The sequence below is a fragment of the Streptomyces sp. NBC_01283 genome, assembly GCF_041435335.1.
Lineage (GTDB): Bacteria > Actinomycetota > Actinomycetes > Streptomycetales > Streptomycetaceae > Streptomyces.
Genome location: NZ_CP108430.1, coordinates 4,133,321 through 4,155,476, shown reverse-complemented (window position 1 = coordinate 4,155,476; position 22,156 = coordinate 4,133,321). Strand labels below are relative to the sequence as shown.

Sequence of the window (22,156 nt, the reverse complement as noted above, 5' to 3'; positions counted from 1 at the left end):
GGGGTTTCCTTGCCCCGGCCCGCCCCTTGCCGAAACGGCACCGCCCGATCCGGCCGGCCACCTGAGGCGGGTCATGACGTCGCGGGCCGACCACCCCCCTGAGCTCCGCGGCCAACCCCGCTGACGCTTCCCGTCATCCCTGGACGGCCCGCACTGTCCCTAGCGTCGTACGCATGCAGCCGACGGAGCGCCCCGAGACCCTGGCCGTCCTCACCGAGTGGGCGGCCGACCGCCACGGCAAGCTGCCGGCCCTGCGCTTCAGGTCCGCGGCGGGCGGGACGTGGGAGGAGGTCTCGTACGAGCAACTCCGGGAGCGTGTGCGGGGCTTGGGTCAGGAACTGCTCGCGCTCGGCGTCCGCCCGGACGACCGCGTGGCGATCCTCGCCGAGACCCGCCCCGAGTGGACCTACGCCCACTTCGCCGTCTTCGCGGCGGGCGCGGTGGTCGTCCCCGTCTACCCGACGGCGGGCGACGAGGAGGTCGAGTGGGTCACCGGGGACTCCGGCACCTCGGTGGTGATCTGCGAGGACGCCGCACAGGCGGCGAAGATCGAGCGCCTGCGGCAACGGCTGCCCGGTGTCCGGCACGTGCTGCTCATGACGGACCGCGAGGAGGACGCCCCGCTGGAGGCCCCACCGGAAGCCCGGCTGAACGACCCCCTGGACACCCTGCTGGACCGCGCCCGGACCCGCACCCCCGCCGACCTGGCCACCATCATCTACACCTCCGGCACCACCGGCCTGCCCAAGGGCTGTCTCCTCACCCACGGCAACCTGGGCGCCGTCCAGTCCGCCACCCTCCCGCTGATCCAGGGCGGCCCGGGCGACTCCACGTACCTCTACCTCCCGCTCGCCCACCTCCTCGCCCAGCTCATCGAGTTCACGACCCTCATCGAGGGCGGCGAGCTCTGCTTCTTCGGCGGGAGGATCGAGAACGTCGTCGCCGAACTGGCCGAGGCGCGGCCCACGCATCTGCCGTCCGTGCCGCGCCTGTTCGAGAAGGTGTACTCCGTGGTCCTCTCCCTGGCGGAGTCCCAGGAGGGCGGCCGGGAGCGGTTCGAGGAGGCGGTACGCATCGGGGTCCTCGCGGCGGACGGCGCCTTGCCGCCCGACCTCCGGGACGCGTACGAGGCCGCCGACAAGGCCCTTTACGGTCTGGTCCGACAGGCGCTCGGAGGGCGGGTCCGGTGGGCGCTTACCGGCGGCGCGCCCATCGCGCCGCACGTCGTCGACTTCCTGCGGGCCTGCGGGATCGCGGTCTACGAGGGGTACGGGATGACCGAGTCGGCCGGTGTCATCAGCCTCAACCACCCCGGCGCCGTCCGGTACGGCACGGTCGGCCGCCCCGTCGAGGGCTGCGAGGTCCGTATCGCCGACGACGGAGAGGTCCTTGCCCGGGGCGAGATGGTCTTCCCCGGCTACCACGCGGATCCGGCCGCCACCCGCGACGCCCTGGACGACGAGGGCTGGCTGCACACCGGCGACCTGGGAGCCCTCGACGCCGACGGCTACCTCAGCATCACCGGCCGCAAGAAGGACCTGATCATCACCTCCGGCGGCAAGAACCTCACCCCGTCCATCATCGAACTGGCCCTCCAGCGCTCGCGCTTCGTGTCGCGCGCGGTGATGGTCGGCGACAAGCGTCCCTACCCGGTGGCCCTGATCACTCTGGACGCGGAGGAGATCAGCGGCTGGGCAGGGCGCGAGGGCGTGGCGCTCGCCGAACCGCCCTCGCGGGACCCCCGCGTCCGCGCGCTCGTGGGCGAGGTGGTGGAGGCGGCGAACGCGACGGTCTCGCGCCCGGCCCGCATCCGCGATTTCGCCCTGCTGGACGAGGACTTCACGGTGGAGGACGGCCTGCTCACACCGAGCCTGAAGGTACGCAGGCGGGCGGTCACCGAGCGGTATGCGGGGCTGGTGGAGGGGCTGTACGAGAAAGGCGGGCCGACGCCCGAGTCGTCCCCTACTGCACCCCCGCCAGCCGCAACAGCGCCGTAGTCGCCGCCGCGCCGACCACGACCACGGCGAAGGGCGCCTTCCGCCAGGCGAGCACCCCACCGGCCAGCACGCCGAGGGGCCGGGCCCATCCGGCGAAGCCGTGCCCTTCGGTGAGCGCGCCGGTGGCGAGCAGCGCGACGAGCAGGACGGTCGCCCCGACGGTCAGCAACTCCTGCATGCGGGCCGGGAGTTCGATCCTCCCGTGCAGCAGCGGGCCCGCGAGCCGGAAGGCGTACGTCCCCACGGCGAGGACGAGGACGCAGGCGAGGTAGGTGTTCACGAGGCGTTCCCCTGGGTGACGGGACGGTCGGGGTCTTCGGGCAGGGCGGGCCCGGAGGCGGGGCGGCCCGGTCCGCGCCGCGCCGCGAGGAGCCCGAGGAGCGCGAGCAGCACCGGCACCCCGGCGGGCAGCCACGGAGCCGCGGCGACCGCGATGACGGCACCGGTGGCCGCGGCCCGCCGCGTCATGCTGTCGGCGCGCAGGGCGGGCAGCACGAGCGCGAGGAGCACCGCGGGGAACGCGGCGTCGAGGCCGAAGCGATCGGTGTCACCGATGACGGACCCGGCGAGCGCGCCCCCGAGAACGCTGACGTTCCATACGGCGAACAGGCCGAGCCCGGATATCCAGAACGCGGCCCTGCGCCGCTTCTGGTCGGGCTGGGCGAGCACGAAGGCGGCCGTCTCGTCGGTGATCAGGTGCGCGCCGAGGAACCGCGCGGCCCAGGACCGGCCCAGGCTGTCGGCGACGGCCAGGCTGAACGCCGCCGTACGGGAGTTGAGCAGCAGGCCGGTGGCCGCGGCGGCAGCGGGGCCGCCGCCCGCCGCGAGGATCCCGACCGCGCTGAACTGGGCGGAGCCCGCGTACACGAGCAGCGACATCAGGACCGGCACCCAGACGGGCAGCCCGCCCGCGACGGCGATCGCGCCGAAGGAGACACCGACGACGGCGTCGGCGAGCCAGACGAGGGCGATGTCGCGCAGGACGCCGCGAGGGAGGTGGGAAGGGCGGACGAACCCCTCGTTCGTTCGGTGGGGTGGGCTATCTGTTCGGTGTGGCGAACGCATACGTCGTAGGATGGGCAGAGTGGTCGCCGTTCGTCAAGGCGAACGAATGGGCCGCTGCACCGAACGGCTGCCGAGGGATGGCGAGGAACACGGACATGACGCGGGACATGGCGGACGGGCGCGGGCCCGCGGGGCGCGGCGGACCGCGGCCCGAACCGGATACGGCTTCGACGTCCGCCCCGGCCGCACCCTCCCGCCTTCCGCGGGAATGGATCGCCGCCGCCCTGCGCCGCGAGCGCGCCAAGGCGGGGATCTCGCTCTCCGAGCTGGCCAAGCGGGCCGGGATCGCGAAGTCGACGCTGTCCCAGCTGGAGGCGGCGACCGGCAACCCCGGGATCGAGACGGTGTGGGCCCTCGCCGTGGCCCTCGGCGTGCCCTTCAGCGTCCTCGTGGAGTCACCGGCCCCCGCCGTGACGGTGATCCGGGCGGGGGAGGGGCCGACCATGCACGCCGAACAGGCCTCGTACGCGGGGACGTTGCTCTCCGCGGGTCCTGCCGGTGTCCGGCGCGACATCTATCACGGCGCGCTGGAGCCCGGCTCGGTGCGGGAGTCCGAACCGCACATTCCGGGGTCGGTGGAGCACCTCGTCGTCTCCACGGGACGGCTCGTCGCGGGCCCGAGCGACGAGACGGTGGAGCTGGCGGCCGGTGACTACATGTCGTACCGGGGCGATGTCCCGCATCTGTACGAGGCGCTGGAGGCGGGCACGACCTTCGTGCTGGTGATGCAGCACGTGTAGGCGGCGGGGGATGCGCCGGTCAGCGCCTCCGTCGTGATGCCGGTCGGCGTGTGCGGGGAACTGCGCGCTCAGCCCCCACTGACCCGCGGTGAAGGGAGGCCCCAAGGCCCAGGGGCCGGAAAAAGGCAGGAGCCCCGCCTCTCCGCGTGAACGGGGAGGCAGGGCTCCTTGGGTACTGCTATCCATGTCCGGATCAAGTCACCGGAACTGTCACACGTCCCACTTGCGTGGGACGCCCCACTACATGGGGGTGACGTTCTCCGCCTGCGGACCCTTCGGGCCCTGCGTGACGTCGAAGCTCACGGCCTGGTTCTCCTCAAGGGAGCGGAAGCCGTTTGCGTTGATCGCGGAGTAGTGGACGAAGACGTCGGGGCCTCCGCCTTCCTGGGCGATGAATCCAAAGCCCTTTTCGGCGTTGAACCACTTCACGGTTCCGGTAGCCATAAGCCCTCCTTGGGCCAAAGGGTTGCCCTGCTCCAGAACCTGCGATTGTTGAAACAACTGCATAAGTCTGAAAACGACGAGAGCCCGCGGGTCACATGCTCCGCAGGCTCTGTACTGCAAGGGAAACCAAACTGCAACTTGCGGCGAGCTTAGCACGCAGGCAGCCGAATGCAATAGGGGGCAAGATCACGTCACCCGGATGTTTGACGGACCCCCCAGAGGGGTTGACGGACCAGGTCGAAAGCTCTTGACAAGAGCGGGATCGGGGCCCCGCTTTCTGCACCGTACCGCACGGGGGCTAGCCTCCCCGATGTGGACAATTCTCCCGTTGACACCCTCACCGGGGAGGGCTCAGATCAGCTCCCCGGCCATCGCCGCACCCCCCGGCCGCGCGTCGGTCACATTCAGTTCCTGAACTGCATGCCCCTGTACTGGGGTCTCGCGCGTACCGGAACGCTGCTCGACTTCGAGCTCACGAAGGACACCCCGGAGAAGCTCAGTGAGCAGTTGGTGCGGGGCGATCTCGATATCGCGCCCGTCACCCTCGTCGAGTTCCTCAAGAACGCCGACGACCTCGTGGCTTTCCCCGACCTCGCGGTCGGCTGCGACGGCCCGGTGATGTCCTGCGTGATCGTCTCGCAGGTACCCCTCGACCAGCTCGACGGCGCCCGGGTCGCGCTCGGCTCCACCTCGCGCACCTCCGTACGCCTGGCGCAGCTGCTGCTCGCCGAGCGCCACGGCGTACGCCCCGACTACTACACGTGTCCGCCCGACCTCGGTCTGATGATGCGGGAGGCGGACGCCGCCGTCCTCATCGGGGACGCGGCGCTGCGGGCCAACCTCATCGACGGCCCGCGCCTCGGCCTCGACGTATACGACCTGGGCCAGATGTGGAAGGACTGGACGGGCCTGCCGTTCGTCTTCGCCGTCTGGGCGGCGCGCAAGGACTACGCGGCGCGCGAGCCGGCCGTGGTGCGCGAGGTGCACAAGGCGTTCCTGTCCTCGCGTGACCTCTCCCTTGAGGAGGTCGGCAAGGTCTCCGAGCAGGCCGCGCGCTGGGAGGCCTTCGACGCGGAGATTCTCGAGCAGTACTTCACGACGCTGGACTTCCGTTTCGGGAGCGCGCAGTTGGAGGGCGTCGCGGAGTTCGCGCGCCGAGTGGGCGAGACGACCGGTTTCCCCGCGGACGTACGGGTGGAGCTGCTGGGGTCGCAGCCCTAGTACGCGAACGCCGCGCCACACGTCCGGAGCGGGCAGGGGGAATGCCCGCTCCGCCGGGCCTGCCCGCGCACTACCCTGAGCTGCAGACAATGCGCGCGGCCCGGGGGCCGCGGCCGTGCGGCGCGTCCGGGGGAGGTCTTCGTCATGCACCCGCTCGATCCCGGCGAACCGACCGCCATCGGGCCCTACCGGCTGCTCGGCCGGCTGGGCTCGGGCGGCATGGGCCGGGTCTACCTGGGGCGCAGCTCGGGCGGTCGTACGGTCGCGGTGAAGGTCGTCCATCCGCACTTCGCGCTCGACGAGGAGTTCCGCGCCCGCTTCCGGCGCGAGGTGGACGCGGCGCGGCGGGTGGGCGGTGACTGGACCGCGCCGGTCCTCGACGCGGACCCGGAGGCGTCGGTGCCGTGGGTGGCCACGGGGTACGCGGCGGGCCCTTCGCTCGCGGACGCGGTGCGCGACCTCTCCCCTCTCCCCGCCCATTCCGTACGCGTGCTCGTGGCGGGGCTGGCCGAGGCGCTCGCCCATGTGCACGGGCTCGGGCTCGTCCACCGCGACGTCAAGCCGTCGAACGTGATGCTCACGATGGACGGACCGCGCCTCATCGACTTCGGCATCGCACGGGCGACGGACGGCACGGCTTCGCTCACGTCGACCGGGGTCTCGGTCGGCTCGCCCGGCTACATGTCGCCGGAGCAGATCCTCGGCAGGGGGGTCGCCGGTCCCGCGGACGTCTTCTCGCTGGGTGCGGTCCTGGTGTTCGCGGCGACGGGGACGGCGCCGTTCCCGGGTGACTCGTCCGCCTCGCTGCTCTACAAGGTCGTACACGAAGAGCCGGAACTCGGTGCGCTGGACGGGGAGCTGCGGGAGCTCGCCGGAGCCTGCCTGGCCAAGGAGCCGGGCGCGCGCCCCTCGCCGGAGGAGATCGCCCGGAGGCTCGCCCCCGCGGGCGCGAACAGTCTGGTGGCGGCCGGGTGGCTGCCGGGTCCGCTGGTCGAGCGGGTCAGCCGGAGCGCGGTGCGGATCCTGGACCTGGAGACGGACGGGGCGGGGGCCGCGGAACAGCCTTCGGGGCCGGTGCCGTTCGGCAGCTCGGTGGTGGGCGGGTCCGTGTCGGTGGTGGGCTCATCCGCGGGAGGGGCCCCGGGGCGTGAAGTGCCGCAGGGCAGCGGCGGCTTCGGCCCGCCGGACCCCTCGTACGCGCCGGTGCCGGCTGTCTCCTCGCCCTCGGCCGCGTACGTCCCCACACAGACGTCAGGCCCGTCGGGGCCGCCCGGCCGGGTGACCTTCTCGGCCGCCGCGACCTCCACGCCCAGTGGCCCCGATGGGCGGGGACGCAAGGTCAGCTGCACGCTCGTCCTGGGAGTCGCGGGCGCGCTCGCCGCCGTGACGGTCGGGTCCGTCTTCGTGTTCGGCCTGCTGCCGGGGAACGACGACAAGTCGAGCGACGCGGGCGCGCAGCCCCCGGCCGCGACGTCGAGCGGACAGCAGCCCGGGGACGGGGCGGACCAGGCGGGCGACGAGGTCCCCGCCTCCTACCGCGGCAGCTGGGAGGGCCAGGCGGTCGCGGCGAACGGCGCCGTCCCGATGGGCACGTTCAGGCTGGAGGTCGGGCGGGGCAAGGTCGGCGAACGCTTCGCGGTGATGACGCAGACCGACCAGCTGGGCGGAGTCTGCGCGGTCGACCTCGTCCTGAAGTCGGTGTCGGGCAAGGAGATCGTGGCCCGGGGCAAGGGCAAGGCGGACAGCGCCGCACAGTGCACGAAGAACACGCACACGGTGCGGCTGCGCCCGAAGGGCGACGATCTCCTCTACCTCTCCGAGAACGCCGAGTCGGGCAATCCGGAGGCCCGCCTCTCCCGCGCGGACTGACCTCCGGCGCCCGTCACATCGGAGTCCCGTCACATCGGCGTCGTGACCGTGACCGGCTCCCCGCTGCCCGTGTACAGCAGTCCCTTGCCCGGTGCGATCGGCCCGCCGACCATGCTCCGGGTCGTACGAATGCCGATCAGTTCGCCGCTGGAGGAGTCCTGCGGGGAGAGCAGGATGCCGCGGCGGCCCTTCTTCGCCTCGACCTGCCAGCCGGAGAAGCCACCGCACACCTCCTCCTCGTCGCCGCCGATGATGAGCCCGAGGCCCCGCTCGGAGCCCCGCTGCACGAGGCGCTTGAACTCGCGCTCGGCGTCGCAGTCCTCCAGGACCTCGCCGTCGTCGACGATCCACACGATCGGGTCCTCGGGCGACGCGTCCTCGACGACCTCCTTGAAGTCGTCGCTCTCGATGTCGTCGTCCTTGAAGACCTTCAGGACACCTTCCTGGCCCTCGAGCTCACGCAGCGGAGACGGCCGCGGGGCGGCGATGACGAGCCGTACGCCCTGGGTGAGATAGGACCGGGCCAGGTTCATCAGCGTCGTGCTGCGGCCGGACTTGGCGGGGCCCGCGACGACGAACGTCGGGACGCCCTGCGCGAGGTCGGGGCCGAAGCCCATGATGTCGTCGCCGCCGATGCCGGCGAGCGCCCAGAGCTTGGAGCGCGAGGCGTCCGGGTCGCGCATCTCCCACGCGTCGGCGAAGTTGATGCGGCTGGGCAGGCTGTCCACGCGGAACGGCTTGCGCGAGCGCGGCACGTCCGCGTCCCGGGCGGCGGCGGCCTCGCCGATCTCGGAGATCGCCGCGGCCTGGCCCTGGCCCGTGGAGTCCTCGGCGAGCAGCGCGAACTGCGTCTCCGTGCCGTGCTCGTTCTTGAAGCCGCGGCCCGGGGGGATCTCCTCCGGCACCTTGCGGGCGTTCATGCCGAGCATCGAGAAGTCCGAGCGGTCGGCGAGCCGCAGGCCGTACTTGTCCTCGGTGAGCGAGGCCATGCGGCCGATGAGGACCTGGCGGTCACCGGTGATGACCAGGTGGATGCCGACGCTCGCGCCCTCGCGCATCATCGCCTGCAGTTCGTCGGTCAGCTCGCCGTGGTCGTACTCGCCGAGGGTGGGCAGCCAGCCCTCCCAGCGGTCGAGGAGCACGACGATGTGCGCGAGCCGCTCCTCCTCGGGCGCGGCGGCCCGCTGCTCGCCGATGTCGGCGAAGCCCTTGTCGGCAAGCAGATCTTGACGGCGGGTCAGTTCGCCCTTGAGGCGGGTGACCAGACGCACCGCGCGCTCGGTCTGGTTACGGCTGACGACGGCGCCGCAGTGCGGAAGCCGGGTCAGGGCGTTGAGCGCGCCGTTGCCGCAGTCGATGCCGTAGAGGTGCACGTCGGCGGAGGAGTGCGTGCGGGCGATGGAGCCCGCGATCGTCCGCAGGATCTGCGAGCGGCCACTGCGCGGGGCGCCGCCGATGAGCAGGTGCCCGAAGGTCTCGAAGTTGACCACGACCGGGCGGCGCGCCTGGTCGGAGGGGATGTCCTCCAGGCCGTACGGAGCCGGGGCGAGGGCGCCCGGCTTGTCGCTCGCCGGGGGCAGCGGGATCTCGTCGAGCTGGAGCGTCTCGGAGAGCGCGGGCAGCCACGGGCTGTGCTGGGCGGGGATGCCCATCGTCGCGTTCGCGTCGCGCACGGCGTCCACGAGGACCTTGAGGTCGGTGATCTCCTCCTCCTCGCGCGCCTCTGCCTTGGGCTTCACCAGCGCGGCACGGCCCAGGTCCTCCCACCCGAGCGGACCCGCCCACGGCGCGAGCAGCGCCGGGTCGGTGGCGCCGGGCCTGCGGCCACCGACGCGGCCGGACTGGAAGGGGACCAGGGAGGCGTGGCCGAGGCGTACGTAGGCGCGTCCTGGCGTGCTCTTGGAGATGTGGCCGGCCTCGGGGGAGTCGATGACGTCGCTGGACTCCGCGCCGTCCGTCACGCGCAGGGCGATGCGGAGGTTGGTGTTGGCGCGGATCTCGGGTGACACGACACCGCTCGGGCGCTGGGTGGCGAGCAGCAGGTGAATGCCGAGCGAACGGCCTCGCTGGGCGATGTTCACCAGGCCCGTCACGAAGTCGGGCAGGTCACGCACCATGGAGGCGAACTCGTCGATGACGATGAGGAGCCGGGGCACGGGCGGGTGCGAGGGATCACGGCGTACGAGGTCCTGGTAGTCCTCGATGTCCTTCGCGTCGGCGGCGGCCAGGATGTGCTCGCGCCGCTTCAGCTCGGCACCCAGCGACTCCAGGGCCCGCTCCACGAGGTGGGCGTCGAGGTCGGTCACCATGCCGACGGTGTGCGGCAGCTTCACGCAGTCCTTGAACGCCGAACCGCCCTTGTAGTCCACGAGGACGAAGGTCATGTTCTCGGGCGTATTGGCGACGGCAAGGGCCGCCACGATGGTCTGCAGCAGCTCCGACTTACCGGAACCGGTCGTACCGGCGATCAGGCCGTGCGGTCCGTCGCGCCGCATGTCGATGCCGAAGGGACCGTCGTACGACTCACCGATGACGGCCATCGTCGACTGGCCGCTCACCTGCCAGCGCGCGGTGATCTGGTCGGCCGTCGGCGGCTCCAGCTGGAGCACGTCGAGCAGCCGGCTGGAGCCGGGCAGCGCCGAGTCCTCGGTCTCGCCGCTGATGTCCCGCAGCGGCGAGAGGGCGCGGGCGAGCCGCCCGCACCAGGCGGGCGAGACGAAGTCGGGGCGTACGGAACGGATGCGGGCGGCGCCGGTCTGCTCGACGCGGAGCCGCAGTTCGAGGGGCTTCTCGGCGTTCTGCTCGCTGTCGTCGGGCTCGGCGGAGTGCCAGGCCTGGAAGGAGGGGAAGCCGCCGGGGGCGGGCGGGACGGGGGCCTGGCCGCCGCCGGGCGCGGGCCGGGCCGGGAGGCTGATCTCCTCGGGCCGCGGCTCGGCGATCACGACGGCCTGGCACTCGCCGGGCAGGAACCGTTCCTCGGCGTCGAGGCAGAGCGCGAACATGGACACGGCGGGTCCTTCGCGCAGCAGCTTCACCACACCGGGCATGGACCGCAGGCGCCGTGAGCCGTCCCAGACCACCACGATGTCGGGGTCGCCGAAGGAGGCACCGCCCTGCCGGTTGTTGTTCTCCTTGGCGGCCTTCTGGCGGGCGGCGAGGATCTGGGTCAGCTCGCCGATGCGGGAGCCGACGGTCTCGGCGTCCGTCCCGATCAGCACGTTGGCGTCCTGCGCACCGGAGGGCCGCGCGTGCGGCAGCCAGCGCGTCCAGTCCCAGGTCTCGCGCGCGGAGTTCTCCGTCAGCACATAGAACTGGACGTCCAGCGGGCTGTGCAGCACCGCGGACTGCGCGACCGCCCAGCGGCCGAGCGCCTGCGCGGAGTCGCCGGGCCCGGCCATGCCGATGACGCCGAGCTTGCGCAGCGAGAGCGCGACGGGGGCGTCCTCGATCTTCCAGGTGACCTCGCGCTTGTGGTCGTCCTGCTCGGGGTCGTCGAGGACGACCTCGGAGTCGAGCCGCCCGGTGCCGACGCGAAGCAGCAGATGGTCCTCGTCGGTGCGCCGCCGCTCCCACAGCCGCGTACGGGGCCCGGTGCTCAGGGAGAGGATCCCCGCCGGGCTGAGGATGGCCTGCCGCTTGTCGAGCCGCTCGGCGACGAGGGCTTCCTGGGCGTCCCTCTCGATCCGCTCCTTGTGCTCGTTGTACTCCTTGACCTGTTTGGCATGGGACTTGCGCCCGTGCTTCTTGTCCATGAAGTAGTTGCCGAAGAGGATCAGCGGGCTCAGCGCCGCCATGATCAGGTAGTACCAGCGCTGGAAGATCATCACCGATACGAGCGCACCGACGAGCGGTGTGAGCGCCATCAGCCAGGGCAGCGGCCTGGCCTCGAAATCACGTACCGGATTGGGCAGCTTGAATTTGGTCTGCCGCTCGGGCGGGCGCAGTCGGGGCGGCCGGTTGTAATCGAGACCGGATCCGTCCTCGGACCACTTCAGTGCGGCATTGGGCGGGGCATAACGGTCGAGTTCGAGAAGGGTATTGCCGATGGCGATCTGAGCACCGAGCGGCCATTCGCCTTTGTCACGGGGATTGTCGCGCTTATTGCCCCGTTCCCCGCGATTGCCGCCGCCCCGCTTCTCGCTCTTCTTGCCCTTCTTACCCTTATTGCTCTTCCTGCTCTTCTTGCCCTTCGCGCCGTTGTCACCATTGTCGCCGCTTTCGCGGCTTTCGGTCGAATCGACTTCGCCGAAGGGTTTGCCCTCGATGGTCACGCCGTCTATGTCCCCATGTACGGCGACTTGGCAGGTGCCATCGGTTGCAACTGACAACGTCAGGGCGCGCGCGGGCAGTTCCGGATCATCGATGCGGATGTACGAGGCGGGTCCGCTGCCGATGTCGTAGCGGCCGATCCCGAGGCGGTGCACTGCGCCGGCCACGGGCCCGCCCGCGACGCGCAGCTCGACCAGGCCGGTGGGTTCGCCGGGCAGGCAGCCGGCCGGATCGTGCAGGCTGACGACGGCGCCCTCGCGCAGCGGGGAGGTGCCGATGGTCGCGGCGGCATCGATGGGATACCCGTCCACGAAGACGATCGGCGCACCGCCCTGGCCGGTGCCTGGCTGGAGCTGATGCCCGCCGATGGGGATGATCTGGGCGTCGCCGCCGCTGTACCCCACGTGCGAGGCCAGCTCCTTGGCGATGTCCCCCACGGAGGACTCAGGATCGGCGTCGAGCACGACATCGGCGTTGGCGCCGCCGAGCGGATCGACGACGGTCAGAGTCAGGCGCACGATCGTCCTCCCCATAAGCCCCTTTTCGACCGCTTCCGGAACGCGGTCGCAGCGGCAAATCCACAGTGCCTGTGAGGCTGTCCACAGTGCCTGTGACGATAGCCGCTCCACCCTTCCCGCAGGCAACGGGCTGTGCATGAGCTCATAGCAGAGCTGTGACTCAACCGGGGTGTGCTCACTTCTGCCCCACCCGTAAGCTGCTGACCCAAGAGCGGAAGATCGCACGAACGGCCACACGGCCTTCGAGCGGCCCGCACTGAGGAGCCAAGGGGGATGGCCCTGCGGCGAGTTGGATTGGATGTGAAGCCACATGGCCAAAGACGCCGATATCACATATGAGGAGATGCGGACCGCGGCGGGCAAGCTGAACGACGCCAAGGACAAGATCGATGAGAAGCTCGACGCTCTTGAGCGCTTCATCGAGAACCTGGTGAAGAACGGCTACACGACTCGCAAGGGCTCGCAGGCCTTCGAGGACTCCTTCAAGGAGTTCAAGAAGGGCGCCAAGGACACCATCGAGGGCCTCACGGGCATGGGCAAGTTCCTGACCAGCGCCGCGAAGGCGTACGAGGACCTGGACGACGACCTCGCGAGGGGCGTCAAGGGCAAGGGCTGAGCCCTCGGCCTGTGACCCGGCCCCCGTCGCGACGGTTTCGTCGCGACGGGGGCCGGGTCGTTCTGTTCCGGCCGCCTACCCACGCCCCCGCGAGAAGTCCCCCCGCCCCACGCGCCCCGCGAGCCCGGTGTCGGCCGTGCCGCTCGTGCCACTCGCCTCGCTTGTTCCGCTCGTGTCGCTCAGCAGCGAGCCGTAGCCCGTGGCCGCCCACACGCTCCGGTCGGCCGGTACCTCGAAGTACGGGACGGTGCGTCCGTCGAGGTCGTCCGTGAGTACCTCGGGTGCGCGGCGGGTCCGTACCGCCGCCACGCACGCCTCGCAGGCGGCCACGTGCAGCTGGTCGCGGCGGCCCAGTGGGCGCCAGCGGATGCGGAGTTCGGCGCGGCCGTGCAGGGGGTTGAAGAAGCAGAGGGGGAGGGGCGAGACCGTGCCCTCCAGGGCGTCGCGGCCCGACGTGACGAGGGCGAGCACTCCTGCCAGGTCGGGCAGTCCGCGCGCGGCGTCGAGTACCGTGCCCGCAGCCGCGTACGCATCAAGTGCGCTCTGCATGCCGGGACTTGACGTGTCGGCCGCCTGGATCGCCTCGCCGAGCGCGAGCACTTCCGCTTCCGTCTGGCGTCGCAGTGCCGTCTCGTCGGCGGTACGCGCCGCCGCGAACACCGCCTGGGGGTGGGCGAAGGGGGAGCCGGTCGCGCTGGGGTACCGGTTCGGCCGGCCGCGCCCCCGGCGACGTACGCCCACGAAGAGACCGGCGGCGGCCAGCGCGACAGCGACCGCGATGCCGGCCGGCAGCAGCCAGGAGGGACCGCTCTCCTCGTCCGAGCCCGCCGGGCGGTGGGGCAGGCTCCCGCTCCCGTTGTCGTCACCGTCGTCGCCGTCCCGCAGATGCTCCGTGGCGTCCTCGTACGCCTTCGTGCCGTCGCCCTCCGCGATCAGCTCGATCGCCTTCTCCGTCTGCGCCGCGAGCCCCGCGTCCTTGAACTCGTCCAGGAAGCCGACCGTGCCCACCGCGTCGCGGGCCTGCTGCTTGTCGTCCGGCCACTCGTAGCCGTTGAGGTTCCCGCTCCACCTGTCCCCGCCGGTGACCAGGATGAGCTCGCGCCGGTCGACACGGTCGCGCACGACCTCCGCGAAGGCATCCGCCTCGCCGTCGTACGCGTCGCCCTGGACGATCGGCACCAGGGCGACCTTGATGGGCAGCCCGGTCTTCTCGATCTGCCGTACCAGTTGCTTCTGGCGGGCGGGAGGCACCGAACCGGCGTACGCGGGATCGACGTACACCGGTGACTCGCGCAACGCGTCGGCGACCTTCTCGCCCGGGGTCGGTGTCGGCGCTCCGGGTGCCTGCGCGGCGGCCGGGAGCGCCGTGGTCACGAGGGCGGCGAGGGCCGTGAGGGCGACGCACGCCGTCGTGAGGGCGCGCTTCGCGTCACTGGACACCGGCGTACTCCCTTACCTTGCGGATGAGTTGAGGGATCCCGTCGCGGGCGGCGGACAGCGGCCCCGACACCTCCTCGTACGGCACACGCTCGCCGCGCCCCGCACCGCTTCCCGTACCGGGGATCGTCAGCCGGAGCGTGTACGCGAGGCGCGGCTGCACCCCGACGAGGACGCGGCACTCCGCGCACACCGGGATGGTGCGAAGCCGCTGGTCCTCCGGCGCCCACAGGGCGTCGCGCCACCCCGTGGCAGGCCCGTGCAGCGGATTGAGAGCGCAGCAGGGCTTGTCGGGCTTGTCGATGCCGGCGAGCGCGGCCCGGCCCGCCCGCGCGAGGACGACGGCCGCCGCGAGGTCGGCGGGCGTGGCGTCGTCGTCGACGTGACCGTCGGGGTCGCGGTCGACGAGCAGGGTCGCGGTGTCGAGGCAGTCCCACACGCGGGTGCGCACGGACGACCGGATCGCGGCGTCCGGGTCGAACTCCCGCCCAAGGGCGTCGAGTTCGTCGCGTGCCGTGCGGCGCAGGTAGTCGCGGGAGGGGTCCGGCGGAGCCTGGAAGGAGGTGTCGGCGGACGGGGGCGCCGCCGCCGCACGCGACCGCCGCAGGCTTGGCACGGCGCGACCCAGGATGCCGAGCAGCGCGGCGACGAGCCCGAAGGCCAGACCGGCCACCACCGCGCCGACCATGAGCCCCGGCCAGAAGTCACCGGAGAAGAGCGGCGAGAGCCCGTTCTCCTCCACGGGGTCGGCCGCGTCGTCCATGCCGAGCGAGGAGGTCTCCGGCTGGTCGGTGCGCGGCGCCTTGTCGAGCAGCGTCATGAGGGCGTCGAGCCGTTTGCCGAGCTGGTGGTCGGTGGAGCGGTCGTCGTCATCGCCGTAGCGGATCGCGTCGGAGAGGTCGAAGCCGACGAGGTCCGCGTCGACGCGTACGTCGTACGTGACGACGTCGATCGTGCCGCCCAGCGGATCGGCGACCACGTAGACACCGCGCTCGCCCTTGGCCCCGATCTTCTGCCGGACGGCTTCCAGGAAGAGTTCGGGCTCACCCTCGGACTCGTCCTCGGTGAGTTGCGGGACGAGGGCGACGAACACGGGCCCACGGTCGAACTTCTTGATCCGGTCGCTGAGTTCACGGGTCTGCGCGCTGTCCAGCGGGTGCGGGCTCTCGGGATCGCTGTAGATGGGGCCGCTCTCGCGCAGTCCGTCGGCGACACGTTCGACGCGGCTCGACAGGTCTGAGGCGATGGGTGCCGGGGCGGCGCTGGACGTCTTCTGGTCGAAGACGAGGGTGGCGCCGAGGGCGATCGCCGCCGCGGCGAGGACGGCGGCGGCGGCTTCGAGGCGACGGGGGGTGGGGCGGCGCGGAGCCGACCCCTGCCTGTCGGCCTCGACGGGCACCTCGCGGTCGACGACTGCCGCCGATGCCGGCGACGCTGCGGGGTGACCCCGACGACGCCGCCACCAGCGACGAGCGTACGGACTGACACAGACGATCAGCAGTGGTACGCCGGTGAGGGTGATCCCGGTGACGAACGACTGGTTGTCACGGTCGACGGGATCGATGTGCATCTCCGGCACGTCGTCGCCGGCGCGTTCGTGTTCCTCGCGGGCCGTGTCCGCGCGCTCGGCGGCCTTCTTGCCGCCCAGGGCGATGACGTCGGTGAACCGCTCGAAGCTGAGCAACGGGCCCGCGTCGTAAGGAAGTTCATAGAGCGCCACGGTCGACGCGTCATCGGCGGGTGCCCGCACTCCGAAGGCGGTGGCACCCGCGACGCCCATGTCGTCGACGAGGACGTACAACCCGTCACGCCCCAGCCGGTCATGCACGGCCGCGAGCAGCCGCTCGGGGTCGGCCCCCTGATCGGGCAGTACGAGGACGTAGGTCGGCACACCGGTCCGCTTGGCGAGCTTCGCGAACTCGGGGGCGGAGGACCGGGGGATTTCGCGGGGGAGCTGGTCGGTGACGTAGACCGGGTTGCCGCGGAGGAGTTCGGCGAGGGAGGAGGCTTGGGTGGGGGCGCTGGTGCGGTCCTGTGGTGGTACGTCCCGGGAGGCCGGGGTGGCCACCGACGCTCGCCCGGCGGCGTTGGCTGAAGCCGAGCCGAAGCCGCCGCCGATGAGAAGAAGAGAGAAACAGAGGGCGCCGAGCAGCGCGAGGAGGCGAGGCCCGCGAGAGCTCGCGCGAGATACGTCCACGTAGCTGGCACGAGACGCATCCACGTAGCTCACCCGAGATACGTGCACGCCCACAGCAGCCGCTCCCTGGCCCGCCCGTCCCGCCCCGTCACTCATTGGGCGCACTTTACTGTCGCGACGGTGGCGTTTCCATGGGGGGCGTGGCGGTGCTGTTGCGGGGCGGGACGAGGGAGCCGGCCATCCGCGGGTCCTTGATCTCCTGGCCGTCGGGCCCCATGACCATGTCGCGCAAGCCCTGGCAGAGTCCGTGATCCGGGCTGACGCCGTCCGACGACCGGATCGCGACGTGGAAATCACCGCCGGGCCGCCGGCTCACGAGAGGCGTACCGGCGGCCGAGTGTGCGGCGGCGAAGGGCATGACCGCCATCCGCTGGGCGGTGGTCAAGGACTCCAGGGAGACGATTTCGGGCAGCTCACCGAGGTGCTGGACGAACTCGCTCATCGGTCTTCGTCCTCAGCGTTGAGCCGGGCCACGAGCTTCGCTGCGTCGCCGGTCTTCCAGCGTGTCCAGGAGCCGTCCCTGAACCTGACCCTGACATCGGCGCCGCCTTCGGAGAAGGTCATCCGCTCGGCTCCAGCCACCCTCTCCCTGGGCAGGTCCCACAGCTCCCGGGCCGGGGCCAGGCCGGCCGAGGGCTCCACGCCGAGTACGACGAGGCGGCGGTCGGTCAGCACGATTTCGGTTCGGTACCCCTTGGGGCGCCGTGCGGGGTCCAGTTGCCAGGGCAGTGTTCGCGCCGTGGTGTCCGGCGCGGCCCAGATGACGGGGAAGTCCTCGACCTCGTTCTCCGGTTCCTGCGGCTTCCCCGCGCCCTGCGGATCACCGAGGGGCGCGCCGCTCGGGCCGCCTGCGTTCGCGACCATGTTGAGCAGTCGTGGGATGCCGAGCAAGGCGATGTCCACGGCGCGTACACCCGCCCTGTCGGCCTTCCCCCGTACGGCGAAGGCGGGGCCCGACGGCCAGCCCTGGGCCGCCAGTTCGCCCTCGATGTCCTGCCTTTCGGCACCCCGGAAGGAACGCAGTCCCGCGACCTTCGGGGCGCACCCAGTGGCGAAGGCGACGTTGACACGCATGAGCAGCGTCTCGCCCTGGGGTGGATACCAGTCCACAGCCCTCAAGTCCTCTCAGGTCACGGCCGCTCCGTGCGGCGCGGCTGCCTCGTACACCGGCGCTCAGTGCGCTGCCGCGTCGGACCACCCGCCCAGCTCCAACTCCGGTTGGTGTGATCTCGGCGACCGGGGTCCACTCAGGCAGTCGTTTCAGAGGTCACCGTTCGCTCAGAGGCCGCCGGCTACTCAGAGGTCACCGGGAAGCGGCTCCGCCGGGCTGCCCGCGTCATCCATCAAGATCGAGTGGGTCTCGAAGATCCCCGACCCCGCCCGGACCGAGACGCGGGACTCCACCAGGACGATGCCGCTGCGCAGCACCGTGCAGGTGGGGGGGTGCGCGGTCTTGGGAAGGTCGGCCATGAACCGCGCCACTCGTTCCCGCTGCCCTTCGGAGAGCGCGCTCTCGGCCAGGAGCTTGACCTTGCCGCTGAGTACTTGGTCGAGGCGCTCGGCGCTGTCGGGCGTTCCCGTGAAGAGCCGCACCCATGAGCCGTCGGTGAAGGTGAGGCGGACGTCGGCGTTGATCTCGCTGAACTTCATCTGCCGTGCCTCGGCGATGGAGTCCCGGGGAAACTCGGCAAGCTCCTCGGCCTTTTCGAGGGTGCCCCACCGGGTGCCCAGGAAGAGCAGCCGCCGGTCGGTCAGGACCAGGTCGGTGGCGTACCCCTCAGGGCGACGTGCGGGGTCCAGCTGCCAGGGGACGGTGCGGGCGAGGGTGCCGGGGGCGGCCCACATGACGGGAAAGTCCTGCACCTCGTTCTCCGGCTCCTGGGGCCTGCCCCGGACGGGGACCTCACCGAGGGGCGTGCCCGCGGCTCCGCCGAAGTTCGCGATGATGTTCGCCACCATGGGGATGCCGACCAGCAGTGCGCGGCCCGTGCGGCGGGCCGCCTTGTCCCCGGCGGAGCGCAGTTCGTAGGCGGGGCCCGGGGGCCAGCCCTGCAACTCCTCCTGGATGTCCTTGCGCTCGGGGTCGCGGAACCAGCGAGAGCCGGAGACGGCCGGCGCCATACCTGTGGCGAACTTGGCCGCCGTGCGGAGGAGTACGTCCTCTTCGGGGCTGGGGTACCAGTCCATCAGTACGTCGTCTTTCCATTGAGGAAGTCGGCCTTGCCGGGCGGTGGCTCGGCCGGGCACTCGATTCTTCAGACGGGCTGCGATTCCGCGTCCGACAGTTCGGGGAATTCCACCGATCCGACGATGCCCGCCATGCCGTGCGTGAACTCCTCCCACTGTTCCACGGAGGCTGTGTCCAGGGTGATGACCGCCGTATAGGGGCCGGTCGAGAAGGGGATGTGCACCTGGATCTGGCCCATCACCAGCTCTTCGTCCCGGCCGCTCTTCGTGTACCGGCTGTCGATCAGCAGCTGACGGAAGGTGATCGCCGATACCGCGGGCCCGCAGGGCAGATCGAGCCAGGTCACGTCACGCATGGGATCGGGTTCGAGCGTGGCCAGGATGCCCTGGGCGACCACGTCCGGATTCGTTTCACCGGACTCGAAGGCCGCCATGGTCAGTGAGCAGTGCGCTACGCCGCCCCCGTCCTCGATCTCGTACAGACCGATGCCGAAGAAGGAGACACCTCCCGCCAGCATGTCGTCCGCGGTGGCGCCGTAGAGGGCGCCCATCATCTCCCACAGCTGTGGCTCCCCGTTGGGATAGATGTCCTTGACCAGCTGATCCACGGCTTGGGCGCGTTCATCCGCGTCCAGAGCCACTTCGATGGCATGCATGCCGTCGGGGAGACGGATGTTCATGGGAGGCAGCACGGCTGCTTGTACGCCCGCTGCTTGTACGCCCGGGGAATCGGGGTGTTCCGTGCCTGTGTTTCCGGCGTCGTACATGCGGTCTGCCCTTAATTCCCGTAGTCGGTGTGAGCGATGGTGTGGGCCTTGTAACCGGTGAGACCGGTCTTGATGGCGCTGTCCAGGGCACGCCCGGCGTTGCTCATGGGCGCTATCAACTCGTCGCTCTTGAGGAAGGGGAGCTTGGACCCGATGCTGTTGATCGACTTGGTGCCGATCAGCTGCCCGCCGCGGAAGTTCTGCAGCCCGCTTTCCGCGGCCAGCTTCAGGCGGCTGCCCCCTTCACCGAGCTTCACCATGGGGGTGGCCTTCAACGGTCCGAAGAGCTTGAACGACTTGCCGACGCTCGTCACCGCCCGATAGCCCGAGCCCAGCTTGGTGGCGCGGGCGGCGGCGCTTGTGCCCTTGGCGAGAGCCGCGCTTCCCGTCAGGCCCTTGACGCCGGGGAGGACACCGAATGCGTCGAACGTGATCGAGACCCAACTGACGTCGGCGCCGGCCGCTTTGGCGGCCAGATGAGTGAGCAGTGCCGCGCCACTGGTCACCATGGCCGCGGCCGCGAATATCGCCCCGATCGGCTCGAAGGGAGCCGTGATGATGGCCAGCACGCCCAAGGCACTGCTGATCAGGCTCAGTACGTCGCCGATCTCCTTGATCATGTCGGCGTGGTCCTTGATCCACTGGCCCGTGGCGTCCCACGCGTCAGCGACCCCCTTGGTGAGCTTGTCCCAGAAGCCGGGCTCGTCCGGCGCGATGTCGCCCGCCTTGTCCAGCTCCTTGCTGATGGCCGCGGCGGCGCGGCTGTAGCGATCCTCCAGATCGTGCACCTGCTGGATGACCCCGTCGACGTCCCCCGACGCCTTGCCGGATTCCTCACTGTTGGGCTTGGCCTCCGCCCGGGCATCCAGCTTCTGCCCGGCGGACTTGTTGAGCCGGTCCGCCTCGTCCTGGAAGTCCTGCAGCTCACCCGCCCACCTGTGCAGCGCCCGCGAGGCCTTGTCGAACGACTCGTGACTCTTCCGTACGAGGGGCGTGACGTCCTGCCCTATGTACTCGGTGAAGGCGAGAGCGGTCTTGCCCTTCCACGCTCCGCACTCGATCCGCTCCAAGTCCCTTACTGCAGCGCCGAGTTCCGAGGCCAGACCGCCCAGCTTCTTCGCGAGCTCACGGGTGTCGGTCACGTCCCCGGGGGTGGGGTCCCAGCCGATGTGCGCGAGGGCAGGCCGCTTCCCCACGTCACTTGCCCTTCTTCTTCGAGTCCGCCTTCTTCGAGTCCGCGTCCGCCGACTTGAGCGACTCGGCCAGCTGCTGGTCCAGCTCCCCGAATTTCTCACCGATCTTGTTGATCATCTTGACGGCGCCGTGCGTGTGCTTGCCGAGCTGCTTGACGCCGTAACCCCACTCGTCGGCGAACTCGTGCACGTCCTCGACGAGCTTGCCCGCACCGACGACCGAGCCATCCGCCCCGCGGAGCGTGCGGCGCGCGGCATCCATGCGGTCACTGACGGTGGAGAACGTCTTCCGCAGGTCTTCGAAGATCGTGTCGTCGAGACGTAGGTCGCTCACGTGGTGTCCCCGGGTCCCTCTGGGTGGTCGATGTACCTGAGCCCGGCGGCAGTCCACACTTGAGGCCCGTGTGGCGAGAGTATCGCCAAGCGCTTTGACGCTATTCGTTGGGTGGAGGCCTTGCTAGGGCGAACGGGGCGGCGGGAGTGGGTGAAAGGGAGTCGAATGTGAAGGGGTGGTGAAGGCTAGATCTCGCGACGTCAGCGCGATTCAGGCGACCACCAGCACTTTTTCCGCCCCCTTTGCCTACCTCTTTGCTTTCATTTACTTCTGAATTTGCGGGGCTGTATGTCTGCTATTGCCGCGACCTCCTGTACTGGACAGGCGCTGGGGCGGGGGAAGTTGGGCGGCGGGGATGCTGGAGCATGGGGGCGGGGCGCACAGGCGCGGCCGGGGCAGGAGTAGGGGCAGAGACATGACCGCTGACGAGGACACCGACATGGACATCCGGGCAACAGTGAACGGCTTCAAGAACGTGGCCCCGCTCCCCGGCCTGCCCGACGCCTGGTACTGGTCCCCGGTCCGCACCCTGAACTTCACGGGCGCGCTCTCCGCCGACGGCAGCCGCCTGCTGCAACTGAGCGGCCGCGACGACTTTGACGAACAACTGGCAACAGCAACACTGGAGTTCGCAAGACGGCGCGAGCAGGACATCTTCAACCGCAACCCACACCTCGGCACGGCGGACGGCTTCACCCCGCCGCGTACGACCGAGGGGGAGGCCCGGACCTTCGACGTGGTGGTCGGCATAGCCCCCGAGGTCCACGACTTCTACAGCGTCGACAATCCCGCCCTCACCCCGCACGTACGCCTCGTCTTCCCGGCGTACTCCCATGAGTTCTCCGGACGCGAGACCCTCGACGAGGCGATCACCCGCTACCGCATGCTGCGGCTGCACGAGTTCGACCGCAGGGTCCCGCAGCCTTTCCTGAAGATGCGGTACGCCAACACCCGCACGCGCTCATGGAGCGACAATCCGGGGCGCGGCTTCACCAAGGAGCAGATCCTCGCGCACGAACTCCGCCTCCTGGAGAACGCCCCCGGCAGCTTCGTGGAGTTCGAGAACCGGCACGGGGCGGTGTGGCGGGTGGAGTGGCACGACGGCCCGTGGCTGCTCGCGGAGTGGGGAACGGCGGAGGACCCTGCGACTCCGGAGGCCCCTCCGGCTCCGGAGGCACCACCTGCGACTCCAGGGGCCCAGGAGGCGGTCGAGCCGCGGGAGATCGAGCTTGAGGAACTGCTCGACTTCGCCGCGGCTCGTCTGAGGGACTAGTCAGCCCAAGTCACCCTGTCCTCATTGTC

General features: G+C 70.6%; 18 protein-coding genes. 6 read left to right on the top strand and 12 right to left on the bottom strand.

Annotated features, from left to right (window positions below):
* The first annotated feature begins 173 nt into the window (after positions 1-173).
* The gene (locus OG302_RS18860; protein ID WP_371527848.1) at positions 174-1,997 is read left to right on the top strand and encodes a long-chain fatty acid--CoA ligase; all 1,824 of its coding nucleotides are present in this window, start codon (positions 174-176) and stop codon (positions 1,995-1,997) included.
* Here the strand turns inward: OG302_RS18860 and OG302_RS18855 are convergent.
* Positions 1,963-2,277 (bottom strand): AzlD domain-containing protein, encoded by a 315-nt coding sequence (locus tag OG302_RS18855; protein WP_371527847.1) that lies wholly within the window; start codon positions 2,275-2,277, stop codon positions 1,963-1,965. The two genes, OG302_RS18860 and OG302_RS18855, sit on opposite strands and share 35 nt — an antisense overlap.
* A complete protein-coding gene (locus OG302_RS18850; protein WP_371527846.1) occupies positions 2,274-3,062 on the bottom strand; it encodes an AzlC family ABC transporter permease in 789 nt (262 codons plus the stop codon). The genes OG302_RS18855 and OG302_RS18850 overlap by 4 nt, the downstream gene beginning before the upstream one ends.
* Positions 3,063-3,157: 95 nt before the next feature.
* Between OG302_RS18850 and OG302_RS18845 the strand changes: the two genes are divergently transcribed.
* Positions 3,158-3,802 carry a helix-turn-helix domain-containing protein gene (locus OG302_RS18845; protein ID WP_371527845.1) on the top strand — a complete coding sequence of 215 codons (645 nt, stop codon included), beginning with the start codon at positions 3,158-3,160 and terminating at the stop codon, positions 3,800-3,802.
* Positions 3,803-4,042: 240 nt separating this feature from the next.
* Here the strand turns inward: OG302_RS18845 and OG302_RS18840 are convergent, their stop codons facing one another.
* Positions 4,043-4,246 (bottom strand): cold-shock protein, encoded by a 204-nt coding sequence (locus OG302_RS18840; protein ID WP_006138897.1) that lies wholly within the window; start codon positions 4,244-4,246, stop codon positions 4,043-4,045.
* A gap of 402 nt (positions 4,247-4,648) precedes the next feature.
* On the opposite strand from OG302_RS18840, the gene OG302_RS18835 reads away from it, so the two are divergent.
* Together OG302_RS18835 and OG302_RS18830 are read left to right on the top strand one after the other, a co-directional pair.
* Positions 4,649-5,467 carry a menaquinone biosynthesis protein gene (locus OG302_RS18835; RefSeq protein WP_361837734.1) on the top strand — a complete coding sequence of 273 codons (819 nt, stop codon included), beginning with the start codon at positions 4,649-4,651 and terminating at the stop codon, positions 5,465-5,467.
* A gap of 144 nt (positions 5,468-5,611) precedes the next feature.
* Positions 5,612-7,336, top strand: a complete 1,725-nt coding sequence (locus OG302_RS18830) for a serine/threonine-protein kinase (protein ID WP_371527844.1) — start codon at positions 5,612-5,614, stop codon at positions 7,334-7,336.
* 29 nt (positions 7,337-7,365) lie between these two features.
* Here OG302_RS18830 and OG302_RS18825 read toward each other — a convergent pair whose 3' ends face one another.
* Positions 7,366-12,123, bottom strand: a complete 4,758-nt coding sequence (locus OG302_RS18825) for an FtsK/SpoIIIE domain-containing protein (RefSeq protein ID WP_371527843.1) — start codon at positions 12,121-12,123, stop codon at positions 7,366-7,368.
* Positions 12,124-12,433: 310 nt separating this feature from the next.
* On the opposite strand from OG302_RS18825, the gene OG302_RS18820 reads away from it, so the two are divergent.
* A complete protein-coding gene (locus OG302_RS18820) occupies positions 12,434-12,739 on the top strand; it encodes a WXG100 family type VII secretion target (protein ID WP_361836889.1) in 306 nt (101 codons plus the stop codon).
* Positions 12,740-12,814: 75 nt separating this feature from the next.
* Here OG302_RS18820 and OG302_RS18815 read toward each other — a convergent pair whose 3' ends face one another.
* The 8 genes from OG302_RS18815 to OG302_RS18780 form a co-directional block, all read right to left on the bottom strand.
* Positions 12,815-14,179, bottom strand: a complete 1,365-nt coding sequence (locus OG302_RS18815; protein ID WP_371527842.1) for a hypothetical protein — start codon at positions 14,177-14,179, stop codon at positions 12,815-12,817.
* Positions 14,169-16,373 (bottom strand): hypothetical protein, encoded by a 2,205-nt coding sequence (locus OG302_RS18810; RefSeq protein ID WP_371527841.1) that lies wholly within the window; start codon positions 16,371-16,373, stop codon positions 14,169-14,171. The genes OG302_RS18815 and OG302_RS18810 overlap by 11 nt, the downstream gene beginning before the upstream one ends.
* Before the next feature lie 106 nt (positions 16,374-16,479).
* The gene (locus OG302_RS18805) at positions 16,480-16,815 is read right to left on the bottom strand and encodes a hypothetical protein (RefSeq protein WP_371527840.1); all 336 of its coding nucleotides are present in this window, start codon (positions 16,813-16,815) and stop codon (positions 16,480-16,482) included.
* Complete coding sequence (locus OG302_RS18800; RefSeq protein WP_371527839.1) at positions 16,812-17,483, bottom strand: hypothetical protein; 672 nt, start codon at positions 17,481-17,483, stop codon at positions 16,812-16,814. Before OG302_RS18800 ends, OG302_RS18805 begins: the two co-directional genes overlap by 4 nt.
* A gap of 186 nt (positions 17,484-17,669) precedes the next feature.
* Complete coding sequence (locus OG302_RS18795; RefSeq protein ID WP_371527838.1) at positions 17,670-18,560, bottom strand: hypothetical protein; 891 nt, start codon at positions 18,558-18,560, stop codon at positions 17,670-17,672.
* A 68-nt stretch (positions 18,561-18,628) separates the two neighbouring features.
* On the bottom strand, positions 18,629-19,240 hold the full coding sequence (locus OG302_RS18790) for a hypothetical protein (RefSeq protein WP_371527837.1): 612 nt from the start codon (positions 19,238-19,240) through the stop codon (positions 18,629-18,631).
* Positions 19,241-19,338: 98 nt separating this feature from the next.
* Positions 19,339-20,523, bottom strand: a complete 1,185-nt coding sequence (locus OG302_RS18785) for an enoyl-CoA hydratase/isomerase family protein (protein ID WP_371527836.1) — start codon at positions 20,521-20,523, stop codon at positions 19,339-19,341.
* A 1-nt stretch (position 20,524) separates the two neighbouring features.
* Positions 20,525-20,854, bottom strand: a complete 330-nt coding sequence (locus tag OG302_RS18780; RefSeq protein ID WP_371527835.1) for a hypothetical protein — start codon at positions 20,852-20,854, stop codon at positions 20,525-20,527.
* Positions 20,855-21,269: 415 nt separating this feature from the next.
* On the opposite strand from OG302_RS18780, the gene OG302_RS18775 reads away from it, so the two are divergent.
* Positions 21,270-22,127 carry a hypothetical protein gene (locus OG302_RS18775; RefSeq protein WP_371527834.1) on the top strand — a complete coding sequence of 286 codons (858 nt, stop codon included), beginning with the start codon at positions 21,270-21,272 and terminating at the stop codon, positions 22,125-22,127.
* Positions 22,128-22,156: the final 29 nt, after the last annotated feature.

What these genes read in the sequence shown, in the direction of transcription:
- OG302_RS18860 (WP_371527848.1), top strand. Translation starts at nt 174, where the DNA reads ATGCAGCCGACGGAGCGCCCCGAGACCCTGGCCGTCCTCACCGAGTGG.
- OG302_RS18850 (WP_371527846.1), bottom strand. Translation starts at nt 3,062, where the DNA reads ATGCGTTCGCCACACCGAACAGATAGCCCACCCCACCGAACGAACGAG.
- OG302_RS18845 (WP_371527845.1), top strand. Translation starts at nt 3,158, where the DNA reads ATGACGCGGGACATGGCGGACGGGCGCGGGCCCGCGGGGCGCGGCGGA.
- OG302_RS18840 (WP_006138897.1), bottom strand. Translation starts at nt 4,246, where the DNA reads ATGGCTACCGGAACCGTGAAGTGGTTCAACGCCGAAAAGGGCTTTGGA.
- OG302_RS18830 (WP_371527844.1), top strand. Translation starts at nt 5,612, where the DNA reads ATGCACCCGCTCGATCCCGGCGAACCGACCGCCATCGGGCCCTACCGG.
- OG302_RS18820 (WP_361836889.1), top strand. Translation starts at nt 12,434, where the DNA reads ATGGCCAAAGACGCCGATATCACATATGAGGAGATGCGGACCGCGGCG.
- OG302_RS18805 (WP_371527840.1), bottom strand. Translation starts at nt 16,815, where the DNA reads ATGAGCGAGTTCGTCCAGCACCTCGGTGAGCTGCCCGAAATCGTCTCC.
- OG302_RS18795 (WP_371527838.1), bottom strand. Translation starts at nt 18,560, where the DNA reads ATGGACTGGTACCCCAGCCCCGAAGAGGACGTACTCCTCCGCACGGCG.
- OG302_RS18790 (WP_371527837.1), bottom strand. Translation starts at nt 19,240, where the DNA reads ATGAACATCCGTCTCCCCGACGGCATGCATGCCATCGAAGTGGCTCTG.
- OG302_RS18775 (WP_371527834.1), top strand. Translation starts at nt 21,270, where the DNA reads ATGACCGCTGACGAGGACACCGACATGGACATCCGGGCAACAGTGAAC.